Origin of the sequence: Pseudomonas sp. 3MA1 (assembly GCF_029237275.1) — a bacterium.
In the GTDB taxonomy this organism is placed as follows: Bacteria; Pseudomonadota; Gammaproteobacteria; order Pseudomonadales; family Pseudomonadaceae; genus Aquipseudomonas; species Aquipseudomonas fluorescens_AP.
The window spans coordinates 1-19,791 of the sequence record NZ_JAACFX010000006.1; the positions used below are offsets into that span (position 1 = coordinate 1).

At 66.3% G+C, this 19,791-nt stretch carries 16 protein-coding genes; 9 read left to right on the forward strand and 7 right to left on the reverse strand.

The annotated features are described in order from the left end of the window. The first annotated feature begins 674 nt into the window (after nucleotides 1-674). The 6 genes from GWQ44_RS17440 to GWQ44_RS17465 all read left to right on the forward strand — a co-directional run bounded on the left by GWQ44_RS17440 (nucleotide 675) and on the right by GWQ44_RS17465 (nucleotide 8,532). Entirely contained in the window at nucleotides 675-1,466 is a 792-nt protein-coding gene (locus GWQ44_RS17440; protein WP_275927874.1) for an enoyl-CoA hydratase-related protein, read from the forward strand. Between the two features lie 216 nt (nucleotides 1,467-1,682). After that, complete coding sequence (locus tag GWQ44_RS17445) at nucleotides 1,683-2,843, forward strand: acyl-CoA dehydrogenase family protein (RefSeq protein WP_275927875.1); 1,161 nt, start codon at nucleotides 1,683-1,685, stop codon at nucleotides 2,841-2,843. 21 nt (nucleotides 2,844-2,864) lie between these two features. Further along, nucleotides 2,865-4,964: an acetate--CoA ligase family protein gene (locus tag GWQ44_RS17450; protein ID WP_275927876.1), complete on the forward strand. Its 2,100-nt coding sequence runs from the start codon at nucleotides 2,865-2,867 to the stop codon at nucleotides 4,962-4,964. 10 nt (nucleotides 4,965-4,974) lie between these two features. Then, nucleotides 4,975-6,582: a 5-guanidino-2-oxopentanoate decarboxylase gene (locus GWQ44_RS17455; RefSeq protein WP_275927877.1), complete on the forward strand. Its 1,608-nt coding sequence runs from the start codon at nucleotides 4,975-4,977 to the stop codon at nucleotides 6,580-6,582. Nucleotides 6,583-6,609: 27 nt separating this feature from the next. Continuing rightward, a complete protein-coding gene (locus GWQ44_RS17460) occupies nucleotides 6,610-7,818 on the forward strand; it encodes a pyridoxal phosphate-dependent aminotransferase (protein WP_275927878.1) in 1,209 nt (402 codons plus the stop codon). A 9-nt stretch (nucleotides 7,819-7,827) separates the two neighbouring features. Further along, nucleotides 7,828-8,532 (forward strand): NAD(P)H-dependent oxidoreductase, encoded by a 705-nt coding sequence (locus tag GWQ44_RS17465; RefSeq protein WP_275927879.1) that lies wholly within the window; start codon nucleotides 7,828-7,830, stop codon nucleotides 8,530-8,532. 480 nt (nucleotides 8,533-9,012) lie between these two features. Here the strand turns inward: GWQ44_RS17465 and GWQ44_RS17470 are convergent, their stop codons facing one another. The 7 genes from GWQ44_RS17470 to GWQ44_RS17500 form a co-directional block, all read right to left on the reverse strand. Further along, nucleotides 9,013-9,798, reverse strand: coding sequence for a hypothetical protein (locus GWQ44_RS17470; protein ID WP_275927880.1), 786 nt, complete (start codon nucleotides 9,796-9,798; stop codon nucleotides 9,013-9,015). Between the two features lie 74 nt (nucleotides 9,799-9,872). Continuing rightward, complete coding sequence (locus GWQ44_RS17475; protein ID WP_016965226.1) at nucleotides 9,873-10,223, reverse strand: DUF2493 domain-containing protein; 351 nt, start codon at nucleotides 10,221-10,223, stop codon at nucleotides 9,873-9,875. Then, nucleotides 10,211-11,926 carry a Na/Pi cotransporter family protein gene (locus tag GWQ44_RS17480; RefSeq protein WP_275927881.1) on the reverse strand — a complete coding sequence of 572 codons (1,716 nt, stop codon included), beginning with the start codon at nucleotides 11,924-11,926 and terminating at the stop codon, nucleotides 10,211-10,213. The genes GWQ44_RS17475 and GWQ44_RS17480 overlap by 13 nt, the downstream gene beginning before the upstream one ends. 27 nt (nucleotides 11,927-11,953) lie before the next feature. Further along, complete coding sequence (locus tag GWQ44_RS17485; protein WP_275927882.1) at nucleotides 11,954-12,154, reverse strand: hypothetical protein; 201 nt, start codon at nucleotides 12,152-12,154, stop codon at nucleotides 11,954-11,956. Between the two features lie 125 nt (nucleotides 12,155-12,279). Then, on the reverse strand, nucleotides 12,280-14,991 hold the full coding sequence (gene mgtA / locus GWQ44_RS17490; RefSeq protein WP_275927883.1) for a magnesium-translocating P-type ATPase: 2,712 nt from the start codon (nucleotides 14,989-14,991) through the stop codon (nucleotides 12,280-12,282). Nucleotides 14,992-15,276: 285 nt separating this feature from the next. Then, a complete protein-coding gene (locus GWQ44_RS17495; protein ID WP_016965230.1) occupies nucleotides 15,277-15,564 on the reverse strand; it encodes a hypothetical protein in 288 nt (95 codons plus the stop codon). A gap of 407 nt (nucleotides 15,565-15,971) precedes the next feature. After that, on the reverse strand, nucleotides 15,972-16,322 hold the full coding sequence (locus tag GWQ44_RS17500; RefSeq protein ID WP_047304776.1) for a hypothetical protein: 351 nt from the start codon (nucleotides 16,320-16,322) through the stop codon (nucleotides 15,972-15,974). A gap of 559 nt (nucleotides 16,323-16,881) precedes the next feature. Between GWQ44_RS17500 and ltnD the strand changes: the two genes are divergently transcribed. Genes ltnD through GWQ44_RS17515 form a run of 3 tightly spaced genes read left to right on the forward strand, consistent with a single transcriptional unit; the run spans nucleotide 16,882 to nucleotide 19,725 of the window. Continuing rightward, nucleotides 16,882-17,787 (forward strand): L-threonate dehydrogenase, encoded by a 906-nt coding sequence (gene ltnD / locus GWQ44_RS17505; protein WP_275927884.1) that lies wholly within the window; start codon nucleotides 16,882-16,884, stop codon nucleotides 17,785-17,787. A gap of 10 nt (nucleotides 17,788-17,797) precedes the next feature. After that, nucleotides 17,798-19,090: a 3-oxo-tetronate kinase gene (gene otnK / locus GWQ44_RS17510; protein ID WP_275927885.1), complete on the forward strand. Its 1,293-nt coding sequence runs from the start codon at nucleotides 17,798-17,800 to the stop codon at nucleotides 19,088-19,090. Then, nucleotides 19,087-19,725 carry an aldolase gene (locus tag GWQ44_RS17515; RefSeq protein ID WP_016963080.1) on the forward strand — a complete coding sequence of 213 codons (639 nt, stop codon included), beginning with the start codon at nucleotides 19,087-19,089 and terminating at the stop codon, nucleotides 19,723-19,725. Before otnK ends, GWQ44_RS17515 begins: the two co-directional genes overlap by 4 nt. The last annotated feature ends 66 nt before the right edge of the window (nucleotides 19,726-19,791 follow it).

The following is a 19,791-nucleotide window of genomic DNA, read 5'->3' on the forward strand; positions in this document are numbered from 1 at the left end:
CGGGCTTTAAGCCCAGGCAACCGTTCGGACTAATTTAGGAAGGAACCTGCCTCGACCCATGCTCACTCACGATCTCGAAATCCGAGGGCACCGCGATCTGAGGCAGGTAGAAATTAGCTTACAAGGGCATGCCGAGCCTAAGCGAGGCACCGAGTGGAGGGGCAGGAGCGTTTTGCTCACTTTTGCGCTCTTCAAAAGTGAGTCGCTGTAAGAGCGAAACCGTAAGTGGCCGCACCCGCAGCAATGGATATGTACCCGTCAAACTCGCTGTAAGAGCGAAACCGTAAGTGGCCGCACCCGCAGCAATGGATATGTACCCGTCAAACTCGCTGTAAGAGCGAAACCTTAAGTAGCTGCACCCGCAGCAACGGATATGTACCCCAGGAAGACCGCACCCTCAGGCTTTACGGCCGCTACGCGCCCGAGCGGGAGCAAGCTCCCTCGCCACAAAAAACTCCCCCACCCACACTTTTGTCGAGGCTTGTTCGAAGTTGTAACAACCCCCACCCAACAACCCCCAGCACCCAGATTTTTACCTAATAAAAACAAAGGGATACCTCAAAAATTCAACCAAAAAGCTCCCCCGGCCCCCCAATTGCCGCCTTGTTGAACACTCGTTTAGTATCACCCTCAAGCCACCCCCTCACGCCAACCACAATAATTCGAGGACGCCCATGACCCATTCATCGTCGCTGCTCAGCCGGATCGAAGCCGGCGTAGCCTGGATCACCCTCAACCGCCCGGCGCAACGCAACGCCCTGGACATCCCGACCCTAAAAGCGCTGCACAGCCTGTTGGAAACCTGCAACAGCGACCCCAGCGTCCGAGCCGTGGTCCTCACCGGCAGCGGCCGCAGTTTCTGCGCCGGTGCCGACCTGGCGGAATGGGCCGAAGCCGAAGCCCGCGGCGCCCTGGAAAGCTACGGCTGGACCGAAACCGCCCACGCCTTGATGACCCGCCTGCACAGCCTGGACAAACCCACCATCGCCGCCATCAACGGCACCGCCGTGGGCGCGGGCATGGACCTGAGCCTGTGCTGCGACCTGCGGGTGGCGGCGCAGTCGGCGCGGTTCAAGGCCGGCTACACCAGCATGGCCTACTCGCCGGACGCCGGCGCCAGTTGGCACCTGCCGCGCTTGATCGGCAGCGAACAGGCCAAGCGCCTGCTGTTTCTCGATGAGTTGTGGAGCGCCGAACGGGCCCTGGCCGCCGGGCTGGTGGGCGAGGTGTGCGCCGACGACCAGCTGATCGCCAGCGTCAGCGAGCTGGCCGCGCGTCTGGCTGCTGGCCCGACCTTCGCCTTTGCCCAGACCAAGAAGCTGATCCGCCAGGGCGCCGACCGCAGCCTGGCGCAGCAGTTGGCCGCCGAACTGGCCGCCGGCCTGCTGTGCGGGCGCAGTGCCGACGGCGCCGAAGCCCTGCGCGCCGCCACGGAAAAACGCCCGCCACGTTTCCAAGGTTTGTAGGAGCGGCCGGGCGGCGCTCGGTTTGCCGGCGAAAGGGCCCCTGGGCCATGCGCCCATTTTGTAGGAGCCGGCTTGCCGGCGAAGGCGCCCGCAAGAACAGCGCCTTATTCAAGGACCTCTTCGCCAGCAAGCTGGCTCCTACGGGAAGGTTTTTTCGCCAGATCGTCCTGTCAGATCACGTTTTTTTTGCACCGTCACTCACTCACAGGTAGCGCCATGAATTTCCAACTCAGCCAAGAACAAGAAATGCTGGTGGACGCGGTTCGCAGTTTTGTCAGCAAGGAGTTGCTGCCCCACGAAGAGGCGGTGGACCGCGCCGATGAGGTCAGTGCCGACCTCGCCGGGGAGATCCGCAGCAAGGCCATCGCCGCCGGTTTCTATGCCTTCAACATGCCGGAGGAGGTGGGCGGCGGCGGTCTGGACTACCTGTCCCAGGCGCTGATCGAGCGTGAGCTGGCCAAGTGTTCCTGGGCCCTGCATGTGTTCGTGGCCCGGCCGTCGAAAATCCTCATGGCCTGCACCGGCTCGCAGATCGGCGACTACCTGCTGCCCTGCGTACAAGGGCGCAAGGTCGACTGTTTCGCCCTGACCGAGCCCGGCGCCGGTTCCGATGCCAATGCGATCAAGACCCGCGCCGTGCGCGATGGCGGTGACTTCGTGCTTAACGGCAGCAAGTACTTCATCAGCCACGCCGGGCATGCGGATTTCGCCATTGTCTTTGCGGTCACCGGCACCTATGAGCACAACGGCCGTCAGCGCAACGCGGTGACTTCGTTCCTGGTGGACCGCGACACCCCGGGCCTGACCATCCGCCGTGGCCCCAAGTGCGTGAGCAACCGTGGCTATCACACCTTCGAGATGTTCTTCGACGACTGCCGGGTGCCGGCCAACAAGGTGCTGGGGGAGGTGGGCAAGGGCTGGGAAGTGGCCAACGCCTGGCTCACCGCCGGGCGAGTGATGGTGGCGGCCAACTGCGTGGGGCAGGCCCAGCGTGCCCTGGATGCCTCCTTGCAATGGGCCGCGGACCGCAAGCAGTTCGGCCAGGCCATCGGCAGCTACCAGGGGGTGTCGTTCAAGTTGGCGGACATGGCCACGCAGATCCGCGCCGCCGAGCTGTTGACCCTGCACACCGCATGGAAGATGGACCAGGGCAGCATGACCGACGGCGAGGCCGGCATGGCCAAGCTGTTCGCCAGTGAAGTGCTGGGCCGGGTGGCCGACGAGGCGGTGCAGATCTACGGCGGCATGGGCCTGATGGACGAAGGCCCGGTGGAACGCATCTGGCGTAATGCGCGGATCGAGCGCATCTGGGAGGGCACTTCGGAGATCCAGCGCCACATCATTTCTCGTGAACTGCTGCGGCCGCTGATGCGCTGAGCGCCCTGGAGAATTGCCGTCATGTCCCAGACCTTGCGTGACAATCTCAAACGCCTGCTGGCCCCAAGGCATCTGGCTTTCGTCGGTGGGCGCAGCATGGCCCGGGCCCTCAAGCGCTGCGCCGAAGGCGGGTTTGCCGGGCCCATGTGGCTGGTCAACCCGCAGCATGCCGAGCTCGATGGCGTGCCCTGTGTGGCCAGCATCGAACAGCTGCCTTGCGGCCCGGATGCGGTGTTCGTCGCCACCAACCGCGAGCTGACCCTGACCTGCGTCGGGGAGCTGGCGGCCAAGGGCGCGGGTGGGGCGATCTGTTACGCCTCGGGCTTTGCCGAAACCGGCGCCCAGGGCCAGGCCCTGCAGCAGCAACTGCTCCAGGCCGCAGGCGACATGGCGCTGTTGGGCCCCAACTGCTACGGCCTGCTGGACTACCTGCACAGCGCCGCGCTGTGGCCGGTGGCCCATGGCGGTCAACCCGTGGAACGCGGTGTGGCGGTGCTGACCCAGAGCGGCAACTTCGCCTACAACCTGTCCATGAGCGATCGCTCGCTGCCGGTGGCCTACATGGCCTCGGTGGGCAATCAGGCGCAGCTGGGCATTGCCGAGCTGATGGACGTGCTGCTGGACGAACCACGGGTCACGGCCATCGGCCTGCACCTGGAAGGCCTGAAGAACGTGCCGGGGTTTGCCCGGGCGGCGCACAAGGCCCTGGAGAAGGGCATTCCGATCATTGCCCTGAAGACCGGGGTGTCGCAGATCGGCGCCGAACTGGCCTTGAGTCACACCAGTTCGCTGTCGGGTTCCGATGCTTTGTACGACGCGTTGTTCCAGCGCCTTGGGGTGATTCGGGTCAGCGGCCCGGTGAGTTTTGTCGAGACCTTGAAGGCCGCCTCTTGCGGGCAGTTGCCGGCCGGCCCGCAGCTGATGGCCCTGGCCTGTTCCGGCGGCGATGCCGGGCTGATCGCCGACTACGCCGAGCGCAATGGCCTGCAACTGCCGAAACTGGATGCCGGGCAATGCGCCGAGCTGGCCCAGGTGCTGCCGGGCTACGCCAATCTGGTCAACCCGCTGGATTTCACCACCGCGATCTGGGGTGAAGCCCAGGCCTTGCAAGCCATGCTCGATACGGCACTGCGGACCGAGGCCGACAGCGCCATGCTGGTGTTGGATTACCCGGCCGAGTTCACCGGCGAACGCAAGGAATGCGACCTGCTGCTGGAGCTGTTCTGCGCGGCGCTGCAACGCCACGGCAAGCGCGGTTTTGTCACTTCGGCCTTTCCCGAACTGCTGCCGGCCAGCGCCCGCGAGCGTTTGCACGGCCATGGCATTCCCGCCTTGCAAGGGGTGGAGGATGGCCTTGCCGCTTGGGGCCGGATCGTCGCCTATCAACAGCGACGCTCGGCGTTGCTGGCCCTGGGGGAATCGGCCCTGGTGCCATTGTGTCCGGCAGCCTTGGACGGCAGCGATGTGCTGCTGGACGAGTGGCAGTCCAAGCAGGCCTTGCGCGGCTTCGGCCTGAGCATCCCGGACGGTGTGCTGAGCACCCCCGAGCAGGCCCTGAGCGCGGCGGCCGCTGTCGGTTATCCGCTGGTGCTCAAGGCGGTCAGCGCGCAGTTGCCGCACAAGACCGAGGCCGGGGCGGTGGCCCTGAATCTCAAGGACCCTGAAGCCCTGAGCGCGGCCCTGCGCCTGATGCGCACGCAGATCGCCGAGCATGCGCCCGGTGTGGCCTTTGATCGGGTGTTGCTGGAACCCATGGCCGCGCCGCCCCTGGCGGAGTTGATTGTCGGCATCAAGCGCGAGAACGACTTCGCTCTGGCCCTGGTGATCGGTGCCGGCGGGGTGCTGGTGGAACTGCTCAGGGACAGTCGCAGCCTGCTGCTGCCGACCACCGAAGGGGCGATCCGCCAGGCCCTGCTCAGCCTGCGCAGCGCCGCCTTGCTGCAAGGCTTTCGCGGGCGCCCGACGGCTGATCTTGAAGCCCTGGTGGCGGCCATTGGCGCGGTGGCGGACTACGCCTGCGAGCACGCCGGGCAACTGCTGGAACTGGATGTGAACCCATTGTTGGTCGGTGCCCAGGGCACCGTCGCGGTCGATGCGTTGATTCGCCTTGGCCAGGCTTGAGGAGAGAGACATGCACGATCAGACCTTGACCGGTGGCCAGGCCCTGGTGCGCCTGCTGGCCAACTACGGCGTGGACACGGTGTTCGGCATTCCCGGGGTGCACACCCTGGAGCTGTATCGCGGCCTGCCCGGCAGCGGCATTCGCCATGTGCTGACCCGCCACGAGCAGGGCGCGGGCTTCATGGCCGACGGTTACGCCCGGGTCAGTGGCAAGCCCGGGGTGTGTTTCGTCATCAGCGGCCCGGGGGTGACCAACGTCGCCACGCCGATTGGCCAGGCCTATGCCGATTCGATCCCGCTGCTGGTGATTTCCAGCGTCAACCACAGCGCCAGCCTGGGCAAGGGCTGGGGTTCGCTGCATGAAACCCAGGATCAGCGGGCGATTACCGCGCCGATTACCGCGTTCTCGGCCCTGGCCCTGAGCCCGGAGGACTTGCCCGAGCTGATCGCCCGGGCTTTTGCCGTGTTCGACAGCGAGCGCCCGCGCCCGGTGCACATCAGCGTGCCCCTGGATGTGCTGGCGGCCAGGGTCGCTCGGGACTGGACCGGCGAAGTGCTGCGGCGCCCGGCTCGCGGCCCGGCTGCGGCGGCGGATATCCAGCTAGCGGCGGACACACTGCGCAACGCCAAGCGGCCGATGATCATTGCCGGCGGTGGCGCGCTGCACGCCGCCGAGCAACTGCGGGCCTTGAGCACCCGGTTGGGCGCGGTGTTTTTCAGCAGCGTTGCCGGCAAGGGCCTGCTGCCGGACGAGGCGCCGCTGAACGCCGGGGCGACCTTGTGTGTCGAGCCCGGCTGGCAGTTGATCGCTCAGGCCGACGTGGTGCTGGCGGTGGGCACCGAGATGGCCGACACCGACTACTGGCGCGAGCGCCTGCCGCTGAACGGCGAGCTGCTGCGCCTGGATATCGACCCGCGCAAGTTCAATGACTTCTACCCATGTGCGGTGGCCTTGCACGGCGATGCCCGCGCCACCCTGGACGCCTTGCTCCAGGTCTTGCCACCCACACCGGCCGAAGCGGGGGCGGCGATTCACGCGGTGGCCGATCTGCGCCAGGCAGTGCAGAACGGGCAGGGGCCCTTGCAACAGATCCACCGCTCGATCCTGCAACGGATTGCCGCCGAACTGCCGGAGCACGGCTTTATCGCCAGCGACATGACCCAGCTGGCTTACAGCGGCAACTACCTGTACCCGAGCCGGGCGACCCGCAGTTGGCTGCATCCCACCGGCTACGGCACCCTGGGCTACGGCTTGCCGGCGGGCATCGGCGCCAAGCTCGGTGCCCCCGAGCGCCCGGGGCTGGTGCTGGTGGGCGACGGCGGTTTTCTCTACACGGTGCAGGAACTGGCCACGGCGGTGGAGGAGCTGGACAGCCCGCTGGTGGTGCTGCTGTGGAACAACGACGCCCTGGGGCAGATCCGCGACGACATGCTGGATCTGAACATCAAGCCCATTGGCGTGCTGCCGCGCAATCCGGATTTTGCCGCCCTGGCCCGGGCCTTTGGTTGCAGCGTCAGCCAGCCCGCCAGCCTCGATGAGTTGCAGCAGGCACTGCGCAGCGGCTTTGCCCGCAATGGCCTGACCCTGATCGAACTCAAGCACGCCTGCGCGCGCTGACCATCCCATTTTGCCTGGAGCCTGAGCATGCGCTTTTCTCAACTGACCCAACGTATTGCCGGAGACGGCGCCGCCGCCTGGGACATTCATTACCGGGCCCTGGCCAAACGCGAACGTGGCGAGGAAGTCTGGTTGCTGTCGGTGGGCGACCCGGATTTCGACACTCCGCAACCCATCGTCCAGGCGGCCATCGACAGCCTGCAGGCCGGCCACACCCATTACGCCGATGTGCGCGGCAAGCGCGCCTTGCGCGAAGCCATCGCCCGCCGTCATCAGCAGCGCAGCGGGCAAGTGGTGGATGCCGAGCAAGTGGTGGTGCTGGCCGGTGCCCAGTGCGCCCTGTACAGCGTGGCCCAGTGCCTGCTGGACCCGGGGGACGAGGTGATAGTGGCCGAGCCGATGTACGTCACCTATGAAGCGGTGTTCGGCGCCTGCAATGCCCAGGTGGTGCCGCTGCCGGTGCGGGCCAAGGACGGCTTTCGGGTGCAGCCCGAGGCGGTGGCGGCGCGCATCACCGGCAAGACCCGGGCCCTGGTGCTCAACAGCCCGCACAACCCCACCGGCGCGAGCATTCCCCGGGCCACCTGGGAAGCCCTGGCGGCACTTTGCATCGAACATGACCTGTGGCTGATCTGCGACGAGGTCTACAGCGAGCTGCTGTACGACGGCGAACACGTCAGCCCGGCCAGCCTGCCGGGCATGGCCGAACGCACCGCGACCCTCAACAGCCTGTCCAAGTCCCACGCCATGACCGGCTGGCGCCTGGGCTGGGTGGTGGCGCCGACGGCCCTGGCCGCGCACCTGGAAAACCTCGCCCTGTGCATGCTCTACGGCTCGCCGGAATTCATCCAGGACGCCGCCATCGTGGCCCTGGAGCAGCCCTTGCCGCAGCTGCGGCAGATGACCGAGGCCTATCGCCAGCGGCGGGATCTGGTCTGCGACTGCCTGGCCGATTGCCCCGGTGCCCGGCCGTTGAAGCCCGACGGCGGCATGTTCGTCATGGTCGACATCCGCGCCACCGGGCTCAGCGCCCAGGCCTTCAGCCAGCGCCTGCTGGACGAGCAGGGCGTCTCGGTGCTGGCCGGCGAAGCCTTCGGCCCCAGCGCCGCCGGGCATATCCGCCTGGGGCTGGTGCTGCAGCCGGATGACTTGCGCGAAGCCTGTCGGCGCATTGCCCAGTGCGCCGAGCACTGCCTGAGCCGCCGCGTTGCCCCCGCCACTTTGCCTACTGTTTGAGGAGTCTTCATGAAGGTACTGATCGTTCACGCCCACCCCGAGCCGCAATCCTTCACCGCCGCCTTGCGCGACCAGGCCCGCAGGACCCTGGAGGCCCAGGGGCATCAGGTGCAGGTCAGCGATTTATATGCAATGAACTGGAACCCGGTGGCCAGCGCCGCCGACTTTGCCGCCCGGGACAACCCGGATTATCTGGTGTACGCCCTGGAGCAGCGCTTGGGGGTGAAGAACCAGAGCATCGCCGCCGACATCCAGGGCGAGCTGGACAAGCTGCTGTGGGCTGACCTGTTGATCCTCAACTTCCCGGTGTTCTGGTTCTCGGTGCCGGCCATGCTCAAGGGCTGGATCGACCGGGTGCTGGTATCCGGCGTGTGTTATGGCGGCAAGCGCTTCTATGACCAGGGTGGGCTGGCGGGCAAGAAAGCCCTGGTGACCCTGACCCTGGGCGGGCGCGAGCACATGTTTGGCGAGGGTGCGATCCATGGACCGCTCGAAGAGATGTTGCGCCCGTTGCTGCGGGGCACTTTGGCCTATGTGGGCTGTGACGTACTGGAACCGTTCGTGGCCTGGCACGTGCCCTACATCAGCCAGGAGGCCCGAGAGCAATTCCTGCACAGCTACCGGCAGCGCCTGGAGCATCTTGCAGACGAACAACCGCTGGTTTTCCCCCGTCTGGACCAATTCGACGAAGCCCTGCACCCCCTCCCAGCCTGAGCGGACCCAACGATGCCTCACCTACCGCCAATCCCCTTGTAGGAGCCGGCTTGCCGGCGAAGAGGCCCGTAAGTCATGCATCGCCTGGGCGGACGCCTTCGTTGGCAAGCCAGCTCCTACAGTGGCCAGTTTCACCGTATTCCCGTGTAGGAGCCGGCTTGCCGGCGAAGAGGCCCGTAAGCCTTGCATCGCCTGGGCGGACGCCTTCGCTGGCAAGCCAGCTCCTACCGTGGCCAGTTTCACCGTGTTCCTGCGTAGGAGCCGGCTTGCCGGCGAAGAGGCCCGTAAGCCTTGCATCGCCTGGGCGGACGCCTTCGCTGGCAAGCCAGCTCCTACAGTGGCCAGTTTCACCGTATTCCCGTGTAGGAGCCGGCTTGCCGGCGAAGAGGCCCGTAAGGCTTGCACCGCCTGGGCGGACGTCTTCGCTGGCAAGCCAGCTCCTACGGTGAGGGAGGGTGGGGATTGGAAAAGGTCGGGGCCTCAGAATCTCAGGGTCGCGCCGGTGGTGAGCCAGCGGTCGCGGTCTTCGCTCAGGTGCTGGCCAACGATCAGGTCCAGGTCCAGGTGCTGCCCCACGTGCAGGCGCGGGCCGGCCTGCCAGCCTTGTTCGCCGCCGCGCTGGCCGTAGCGCTCGGCAATCAGGGTCAGGCTCGGCATCAGGTCGTATTCCACACCGGTGCCCCAGGTCCAGCGGTGGTTCTGCTCGCCATCGTCGTAGGCGTGGGTCCAGCCGGCATTGAGGTTCAGCCGCAGGCTGTCGCTGGCGCTGAAGGTCAGGGGCAGGGAGAGGTCGCCGCCGTCGAAGCTGTGGTTGCGGTTCAGGGCCCAGTGGGCGGAGCCGGCCAGGGCCAGTTGCAGGCCCAGGTCTTCGCGGTTCAGCAGTTGGACCTTGATCTGCGGACTGAGCTGGGTTTCGCCGTGATCGTCGGCCTGCTGGCGCTGCACTGCGGCCCCCAGTTGCACCCAGGGCAGTTGGCTGAAGGTGCAGGCCGGGGCAATCACGCTGTTGTGGCTGGAGCCTTGATGCCGGGTGCTCTGGTACCAGACATCGACATTGCATTCCCCGGGGGCGTTGATGGCGCCGTCATCCACTACATAGGCGCCGCCGGCGGCCTGGGCCTTGGAGCACAGGGCCAGGGTGGCGGTGGCACCGGCAGTGAGGGCCAGGAACAGCAGGTTGCGTTTGAGCATGCGGCTTTTTGCGGCAGGCAGGGTGTGGCCCCAGGAGGCGGAACGCGAGGAGCGATGTGGGCTGTGTTTGGACATGGCGGATCTCGTTCTGTTGGGGCGCCGGACCGCTTGGTTGCGGAGCCGGCGCGGGTGGGTGCTGCGTGGGGTGTTTACTGCTCGTCCACCGACAGGGTCTGGATGCCGCGGACCCGGGCCTGGGCCAGCAGCTCTTCGGTGTCTTCCCCGCCGGGCAGGGCGAGGACGATGTCCGGGCGGCTGTCGGCCAGCATGAAGCTGTTGCGCAGGCGCTCGGCGTGTTTGCCGTGCAGTTGCCAGTTGGGCGGGTAGCGGACGATGTGGGCCCCGGTTTCCCGGGCCCAGTCCTCGATATGGGCACCGAGGAACTGGCTGCCGCCGTGGATCACCACCCGCACTTCGTGCAGGCGCTGGAAGGCTTCCAGGACCCGGCGGCACAGGCGGCTGTCGGCGTAGTAGCGGCCGGCGCAGATCAGGACGCGCATGTTGCGTCCTCCTTGGCTCCGGTCGCCGGGTGCTCGGTGCTCGGCGTGTCGGCCAGGGGTTCGTTGAGGTAGCCGTGCTCGATGTCGCGTTCGCCGGCGCGCTCCAGGGCCGGGTAGGCCAGGGCGGCGATGTGGTGGTGGACCCGGCGATAGTCGCGCAGCAGGCGCTGGAAGATGTCCCCGGATTCGGCCCAGGCGCTCTGGTCTTCGCGCAGTTGGCGAAAGTGCTCGCGGCCGGCGGCGGCTTCCAGGCGCCGCACGTTTTCCTTGCGCGCCAGCAACTGGTGGGCGGTGGGCAGGTCTTCGCGCAGGAACACGGTGATGGCCAGGCTCAGGCTGTCCAGCAACTCCTGGTGCAGCGGGTACAGGGTGCCCAGCTCGAACTCGGAGAAGGCTTCGCCGCGGCGCAGGCGGCGCACCGCCAGTTGCGCCAGGCTGGTGGCGAGGATGTCGCCGGCGTGCTCCAGGTTGATCACCAGCAGCAGGATCTCCTGGGAGCGGTCGGCGTCCTGGTCACTGATGCCTTCCTTGCCGACGTCCGCCAGGTAGGCGCGGATCGCCGCGCTGAGCAGGTCCAGGGACTGGTCGATGTGCCGCACCTGATCGGTGTGGGCGATGTTGGAGGTGCGAAACAACTGCAGCACCCGGTCGAGCATGCTCGAAAGCATGTCGGCCATGCGCAGGGCTTCGCGGGCGGCGTTGGCCAGGCCGATATTGGCCACTTCCAGGCCGGCCTGGTCCAGGTACAGCGGCATGCCCGGGTCGGTGACCGGGGCGGGGGCCGGCAGCAGCCGGGTCAGCAGCTTGCCCAGGGGCTCGGTGAAGCCGATCAGCAGCAGGGCCAGGATCAGGCTGAAGGCGCTGTGCAGGTAGACCACCAGCAACTCCGGCGCCAGTGCCTGCAGCGCGTCCAGGCGGGCCAGGGTGGGAATCCACGGCAGCACCAGGGCCACCCCGAGCAGGCGCGCCAGCAGGTTGCCCAGGGGCAGGCGCCGGGCCACGTTGCCGCTGGCGCTGAGCAGTGACGGCAGGCTGCCGCCGAGGTTGACCCCGAGCACCAGGGCCATGCTGGTGGCCGGCGACAGCAGGCCGGTGCCGGCCAGGGAGGCGATCAGCAGCACCACCGCGACGCTGGAGTGGCACATCCAGGTCAGCAGCACCGCCACCAGCAGGGCCAGCAGCAGGTCGCCGTCGAGACTGGTCATCACCAGCCGGAACACCGGGGTGCTTTCCACCGCGCCCAGGGTGGCGCCGAGCAGGCCCAGGGCCAGGAGCATCAGGCCCAGGCCGATCAGCGCGCAGCCGATGCTTTCAAAGCGCGAGTCGTCGCGCAGGCGCAAGGTCAGGAAGCCCGCCAGCAACAGCACCGGGGCCAGCAGCGAGAGGTCGAGGCTGAGCAGCTGGACCACCAGGGTCGAGCCGATGTTGGCCCCCAGCATCACCGCCAGCGCAGGGGCCAGGCCCAGGGTGCCGGCGGCGGTAAAGGAGCTGGCCATCAGGCTCACCGCGGTGCTGCTTTGCAGCACGCCGGTGATGCCGACGCCACACAGCAGCGCCAGCCAGCGGTTGTTCAGGTGTTGCCCGAGCCAGTGCCGCAGCGGGCTGCCGAAGCCGCGCAGGAGTGATCCGCAGATCATCTGCGAGCCCCACAGCAGCAGGGCGATGGCCCCGGCCAGGTTGATCAGAAGAGTGGTGCCCGACATGAGTATTCTCCCGGGACTGTGACAGGTTCAGGCAATCGCCAGGCGCAGCGAGGCGCGGGTGAGGGCGGCGCTGAAACCCAGCAGAAAACGAATTTCAACGGCGCTCAGCAGGCCGCGCACATACAGCCGGATGCTCACCCGGGTGAGCAGGCGGGCGCTGGTGCACAGGCAGCAGACCAGCAGGGCCTGGAGGCCGCGTTGCAGCATGGAAAAAGGCTTGAGATACATGGCGATGCTCCTTGCGGGCGAACAGCGTCGCCGTCGGCGGGGCGCTGGCCGCGCCGACGGTGGCATCGTGAATCTTGAGTGTCTGGCGCATCCGGTCTGCACCGCATGCGCCAGGGCTCAGGCCCTTAGAACCACTGCTTGAAGCGGCGGATGTACAGGGTCTTCATGGTCTGGGCGACCACGCAGTAGGCGAGCAGGGTGCCCACCAGCCACGGGAAGTATTCCCACGGCAGCGGCACCAGGCCGACCATGCTGCCCAGGGGCGAGAAGGGCACGTAGATCCCCAGCGCCATCACCAGTCCCGTGGCCAGCATCACCGGCAGGGCGGCGGTGCTCTGGATGAACGGGATCTTGCGGGTGCGCAGCATGTGCACCACCAGGGTCTGCGAGAGCAGGCCTTCGATGAACCAGCCGGACTGGAACAGGGCGGCCATTTCCACGCTGTTGGCGGCGAACACGTACCACATCAGGGCGAAGGTGGTGATGTCGAAGATCGACGAGGTCGGCCCGATCCACAGCATGAAGCGCCCGATGTTGTTGGCGTCCCACTTGCGCGGCTTGGCCAGGTATTCCTTGTCCATCTTGTCCCACGGCAGGGCCAGCTGGGAGAAGTCGTACATCAGGTTCTGCAGCAGCAGGTGGATCGCCAGCATCGGCAGGAAGGGAATGAAGGCACTGGCCACCAGCACCGAGAACACGTTGCCGAAGTTGGAGCTGGCGGTCATGTTCAGGTACTTCATGATGTTGCCGAAGGTCTCGCGACCCTTGATCACCCCTTCCTCCAGCACCATCAGGCTCTTTTCCAGGAGGATGATGTCCGCCGATTCCTTGGCGATGTCGGTGCCGCTGTCCACCGAGATGCCGACGTCGGCATCGCGCAGGGCCGGGGCGTCGTTGATGCCGTCGCCGAGAAAGCCCACGGTGTGGCCGTTGGCCTGCAGGGCCTTGAGCACCCGGGACTTCTGCAGGGGCGTGAGCTTGGCAAACACCGTGCGCTCTTCCACCAGGCGCCCGAGCACTTGGTCATCCATGTGCTCGATGTCGCGGCCCAGCAGTGGCTCGCCCGCTTCCAGGCCGACTTCGCGGCAGATCTTCGCGGTGACGATGGGGTTGTCGCCGGTCAGCACCTTGACCGTCACGCCGTTGTCGCGCAGGGCGGCGATGGCCGGGCCGGCGGTTTCCTTGGGCGGATCGAGGAAGGTCAGGAAGCCTTCGATCACCAGCTCGCGCTCATCGCTGGCGCTGTACTGGCTGCGGGTTTCACCCTTGGGCAGGTCCCGGGTGCCGACCAGCAGCACGCGGAAGCCGTCGCGGTTGTAGTCTTCGGCCAGTTGCAGCAAGGCGGCGCGGCGCTCGGCGTCGAGGCTCACGGCAATGCCGTCCTGGCGCACCCGGGTGGCGGTTTCCAGCATCTCTTCCACCGCGCCCTTGCACACCAACAGGTGATCGCCGCGGGCATCGGCGAGGATCACCGACAGGCGCCGACGGACGAAGTCGAACGGCAGCTCATCGACCTTGCGCCAGGCGGCCGGCGGGGTGAAGTGCGGGTTGCCCTCGGCGAAGCTGACCACGGCGCGGTCCATCAGGTTCTTCATGCCGCTCTGGTGGTGGCTGTTGAGCCAGGCCAGTTGCAGCACCGCATCACAGCGGCTGCCGCTGATGTCGACGTGGTGTTCGAGGATGATCCGGTCCTGGGTCAGGGTGCCGGTCTTGTCGGTGCACAGCACGTCCATGGCGCCGAAGTTCTGGATCGCGTTGAGGCGCTTGACCACCACCTTGCGCTTGGCCATGGCCGCGGCGCCCTTGGCCAGGTTGGCGCTGACGATCATCGGCAGCATTTCCGGGGTCAGGCCGACCGCCACCGCCAGGGCGAACATGAAGGCATCGGCCCAGTCGCCCTTGGTGAAGCCGTTGATCAGCAGGACGATGGGCACCATCACCAGCATGAAGCGGATCAGCAGCCAGCTGACGCTGTTGACCCCACGGTCGAAGGCGGTCTGCGAGCGCGAGCCGACGATGGAACGGGCCAGGGAGCCGAAGTAGGTGCGCCCGCCGGTGGCCACCACCACCGCGGTGGCGGTGCCGCTGACCACGTTGGTGCCCATGAAGCAGATGTTCGGCAGGTCCAGCAGGTCTTGCTGGTCGGCGGCCAGGGCCTGGGCGGATTTTTCCTGCACGGCGCCCAGGGTGTCGTATTTCTCCACCGGCAGGGCTTCGCCGGTGAGCACCGCCTGGCTGATGAACAGGTCACGGGATTCGATCAGGCGGATATCCGCCGGGATCATGTCGCCGGCGGACAGCTGGATGATGTCGCCCACCACCAGTTCGCGCATCGGTACTTCGCGCACCCGGGCCTGCATGCCCATCTGCTCGCGGCGCAGTACCGCGGCAGTGGTGCGGACCATGGCCTTGAGCGCCTCGGCGGCCTTGGCCGAGCGGTGTTCCTGCCAGAAGCGCATCAGGCCGCTGGCCAGCACCATCACCAGGACGATGATCACGCCGGTCAGATCAGTTTCTTCGCCGGCTTGCAGCGGCAGCCAGAAGTCGGTGAAGAAACTGATACCGGTCAGGGTCATCAGCACATAGATGAAGGGGTTGTTGAAGGCTTGCAGCAATTGCACCAGGGCGTGGGGCGGACGGTCATGGGCGACTTCGTTGTGGCCATCCCGTTGCAGGCGGCCTTCGGCGTCCAGTTCAGTCAGGCCGGCGGTGCTGGAGTTGACGTTGGCCAGGGTCACGGCCAGGCCGTTCTGGGCTTCGCGGGCGGCGCGCATCGACAGTTTTTGGCTGTCGCGGGTGGCGCTGGTGTTGCGGGAAGTTGTGGTGTTTACAGTCATTGCGTGTGCTCCTGCCGCCTGACTGCGGCACGACACAGCGACCACTCAACTAATTAAAGACGAGCGAAAGTATGTCGAATCGCAGGTTGGCGATCGATTAGGATCTTGGCGTTTTTCAGGTTTTAACGTTCGCTGCCCAAACAATGAAGTTGAATGGACAGCGAACCTACTACTGGCCTCTTCCATAACTTTCTCCAGCAAGTTTTATTAACGAGAAGGCAATAAGGTGCCGTCAAACTTCAAAGTAAGAAGTTTGTGTGCAAACAACGGAAAGTGACCGTTGATTTATGGGTAAGTGCGCGCCCCGAGGTACAGGCCGAAGATCAGTCCGGCCTGCCGCAGCAGGGCCGCGCCCCGACTCTGCGGCTCCTGGCTGTCGTCCAGGCTCCAGCGTTGCTGCAGCTGGCCGGTCATCGGGCAGACGCGCCAATTGGCCCGCAGGGCGGTGGCGGGTGTGGGCGAAACAGAGGAGAAGGGGGAGCGCGCCAGTGCCTTGGGCTCACGGCACAGCCGGACCCGCATGGTTGCAGCGAAGGCGCGTACGCCGGGCATTACAGAAGATGTGAAGTGCATAACTCGTGCCTCGTGACCGGACTGGTTCCGGGGAGGCAAGTTACGTTGGAGCGTCAAGCCCTAGCGCAGCTCACCCGACCGCGGAGTCGAGTCCCGTCATTGTTCAGGGGTGCCTGGCGCTGCGCAGCGGCAGTGACCAGACAGCGTCTAGATACTGTGTCCATTGGCTTCTTTAGTGAGTTGAAAAAAGGCCGGTTTGCCCGGCCCGCGCAATGTACTCAGGAGGGTCCCGGGAGTCAAGGTTAAATTGTCTTGAAAGAGTATTCGGCGATGAAGTTTCAGCTGAGGTTCAGCTAAGCGACTAAGTTGGGTAGTGCAATAGACCGGCATATATAACGAGGGGTAATGAAAAAGTGCTCATGACAGCGACCGGATGTCATGAGCACTTGATACAACTTTGCCGAAGATCAATTCAGCACGTGCCGGGAGATGTCCTTGTAAGTGTTGCTGTCGGTGGCGGCCATCAGTTGCCGGCCATCCTTGAGGGTGCCGATGAAGGTCACTTCGTTTTCCGTCCCCGCCATCAGGTAACCGGCAATCGCGCCGACCGGCCCCAGGAGCATGGCGCCGGCCACGCCATAACCGAAGGCGTCCTTGTTGGCGACGGGGCCTTCAGTGGCGATCTCCAGGCTTTTGAAGGCCGACGCCTTGACCTCGACACCGGCGCTGTTGAATACCGTCTTGAGCCTGAAGGTGCCGTGCCGGTACTCGCCGGCGCCTTGCAGAAAATCGCCCGATAGAACTTCGATCTTTGCCATGTTGAATCATCCTTGTCCAAGCATAACGAGTGGGCCATTGAGCCCCTGGTCACGGGGAGCGTCAACGGGGTTGCGATGAAGGGCGCTACCGCCAGTCCGCCATCACCTGTCCTGAGCCTCGGCCAGGATCCTGCGCTCAATGCTGATCCAGATCAGGGCTGTGAATGGTTGTAGCAGTCCGCGGCGCCCGGACCGCGTCGTTCCGACCAGCGGCGGCCACGGGAGTCGGGGCGGGGGGGCAGGGAATGGTGATGTTAAAAAATGTTAGATTGAAAAATATCTTCACATAATCCGTTCATTGGTGGATGATCGGTCACAGCCAACGTTCAACCTGATAACAACAGCAACAGGATGGCCACGATGATCGATTCACTCCTGCCTTCTCCCGCGTCTGCCCCAGGGGCCCTGTGCCCGTGGTCCGCGGCTGCGCTGGCCGCGCCTGTTGCCACTCAACCCTGTGCATGTGCCGGACCGTCTGTCCGGGTTTCCCTGTCCTGTCCGGTTTGCGGCCGGCGCCCGTGCGGCGCGGCACGCTTGCGGTCCCTCTCTGGAGTCCCCCATGAATAACAACAATGTCGGTGTCATCGGTCTTGGCGCCATGGGCCTGGGCATCGCCCGCTCGTTGCTGCGCAGCGGCTTCAAGGTGCACGCCTGTGACGTGCGCGCGGCGGTCACCGAGCAGTTTGCCGCCGAAGGCGGCGTGGCCTGCGCCTCGGCCGCGCAGTTGGCAGAGCAGTGCGAAGTGATCATCAGCGTGGTGGTCAATGCCGAGCAGACCGAGAGCGTGCTGTTCGGCGAGGGCGGGGCGGTGGCGGCACTGCGCCCCGGCAGCCTGGTGATCGGTTGCGCCACCGTGGCCCCGACTTACGCCGTGGACTTGGGCCAGCGCCTTGAGGCCCTGGGCCTGCTCTACCTGGATGCGCCGATCTCCGGGGGCGCGGCCAAGGCCGCCGCCGGCGAGATGACCATGATGACTTCCGGCCCGGCCGCCGCTTACGCCAAGGCCGAGGCGATCCTCGCCGGCATGGCCGGCAAGGTCTATCGCCTGGGGGATGCCCATGGCCTGGGCTCCAAGGTCAAGATCATCAACCAGTTGCTGGCCGGGGTGCACATTGCCGCCTCCGCCGAAGCCATGGCCCTGGGCCTGCGCGAAGGGGTGGATGCCGACGCCCTGTACGAGGTGATCACCCACAGCGCCGGCAACTCCTGGATGTTCGAGAACCGCGTGCCGCATATCCTCAAGGCCGACTACACGCCGTTGTCCGCGGTGGACATCTTCGTCAAGGACCTGGGCCTGGTGCTGGATACCGCCCGCGCCAGCAAATTCCCGCTGCCGCTGTCGGCCACCGCGCACCAGATGTTCATGCAGGCCTCCAGCGCCGGTTTCGGCCGCGAGGACGACTCGGCGGTGATCAAGATCTTCCCGGGCATCGAGCTGCCCGTGGCCAAGCCCGATGCCGAGTAAGGAATCCGTGATGAGCATGTCCACTCCACGCCCGTTGCTGGGCTGCATCGCCGATGACTTCACCGGTGCCACCGATCTGGCCAACATGCTGGTGCGCGGCGGCATGCGCACCGTGCAGAGCATTGGCATTCCCAGCGCCGAAGTGGCCGCCGGGCTGGATGCCGATGCCGTGGTGATCGCCCTGAAGTCCCGCACCACCCCGGTAGGCGAGGCCGTGGCCGAATCCCAGGCGGCCCTGCAATGGCTGCGCGAGCAAGGCTGCGAACAGATCTTCTTCAAGTACTGCTCGACCTTCGACTCCACCGCGGCGGGCAATATCGGGCAGGTCAGCGAGGCCTTGCTCAAGGCCCTGGGCAGCGACTTCACCCTGGCCTGTCCGGCGTTTCCGGAGAACGGCCGGACGATTTTCCGTGGCCATCTGTTTGTCCAGGACCAGTTGCTCAACGAGTCGGGCATGCAGCATCACCCGCTGACGCCGATGACCGACGCCAACCTGGTGCGCGTGCTGCAGGCGCAGACCACGCTGCCGGTGGGCCTGCTGCGCTACGACAGCGTGGCCCAGGGCGTGGACGCGGTGCGGGCGAAGATCGCCGAACTGCGGCAAAAGGGCGTCGCCATGGCGGTTGCCGATGCGCTGTCCGATGCCGACCTCTACACCCTCGGCGCCGCCTGCGCCGACCTGCCGCTGTTGACCGGCGGTTCCGGGCTGGCCCTGGGCCTGCCGGAGAACTTCCGCCGCGCCGGCAAGCTGCGGGATCTGGATGCCGCGAGCCTGCCGTCGGTGGCCGGTGGCGAAGTGGTGCTGGCCGGCAGCGCCTCGGCGGCCACCAATGCCCAGGTGGACGCCTGGCTGGAAGCCGAGCGTCCAGCCCTACGCATCGATCCCCTGGCCCTGGCGGCGGGGGAGCCGGTGGTGGCCCAGGCCCTGGCCTTTGTTCAGGCCCAGCAAGACACCGTGCTGATCTACGCCACCAGCACCCCGGAGCAGGTCAAGGCGGTGCAGCGCCAATTGGGCGTCGAGCGCGCCGGGGCCCTGGTGGAGAACGCCCTGGGCGAGATCGCCCGCGGCCTACGGGATAACGGCGTGCGGCGCTTTGTGGTGGCCGGCGGCGAAACCTCGGGGGCGGTGGTCAAGGCCCTGGGCGTGCGCCTGTTGCAGATCGGCGCGCAGATCGATCCCGGGGTGCCGGCCACGGTCAGCAGCGGCGGCGAGCCCCTGGCCCTGGCGCTGAAGTCCGGTAACTTCGGCGGTCGCGACTTTTTCGCCAAGGCCCTGGGCCAATTGGCCGGAGGTCAGCCATGAGCCGGGAAAACGCCCTGCGCGAAGAAATCTGCGACGTTGGCCGCAGCCTCTATCAACGCGGCTACACCGTGGGCAGCGCCGGCAACATCAGCGCGCGGCTCGACGACGGCTGGCTGATCACCCCCACCGATGTCTGCCTCGGGCGCCTGGATCCGGCGGCCATCGCCAAGGTCAACCTGGCGGGGGAGTGGGTCAGCGGCGACAAGCCGTCCAAGACCCTGGCCCTGCATCGCCAGGTGTATGACCGCAATCCGGGGGTGGGTGGGGTGGTACACACCCATTCCACCCATCTGGTGGCACTGACCCTGGCCGGGGTCTGGCGCGACGACGACATCCTGCCGCCGCTGACCCCGTACCAGGTGATGAAGGTCGGGCACATCCCGCTGATCGGCTACCAGCGTCCGGGTTCGCCCAAGGTCGCCGAGCAGGTGGCGCAACTGGCCAACCGGGTACGTGGGGTGATGCTTGAACGCCTGGGCCCGGTGGTCTGGGAAAGCAGCGTGTCCAAGGCCAGCTACGCCCTGGAGGAGCTGGAGGAAACCGCGCGCCTGTGGCTGCTCACCCAGCCGCGCCCGGCACCTCTGGACCAGGCCGCGCTGGATGAACTGCGGGACGCTTTCGGCGCCGCCTGGTAACCGCAACACCACTGCCAACGCTTGATGCAAGCCCGTCCCCGGGAGCCCTGACAGGACTCCCGAGGG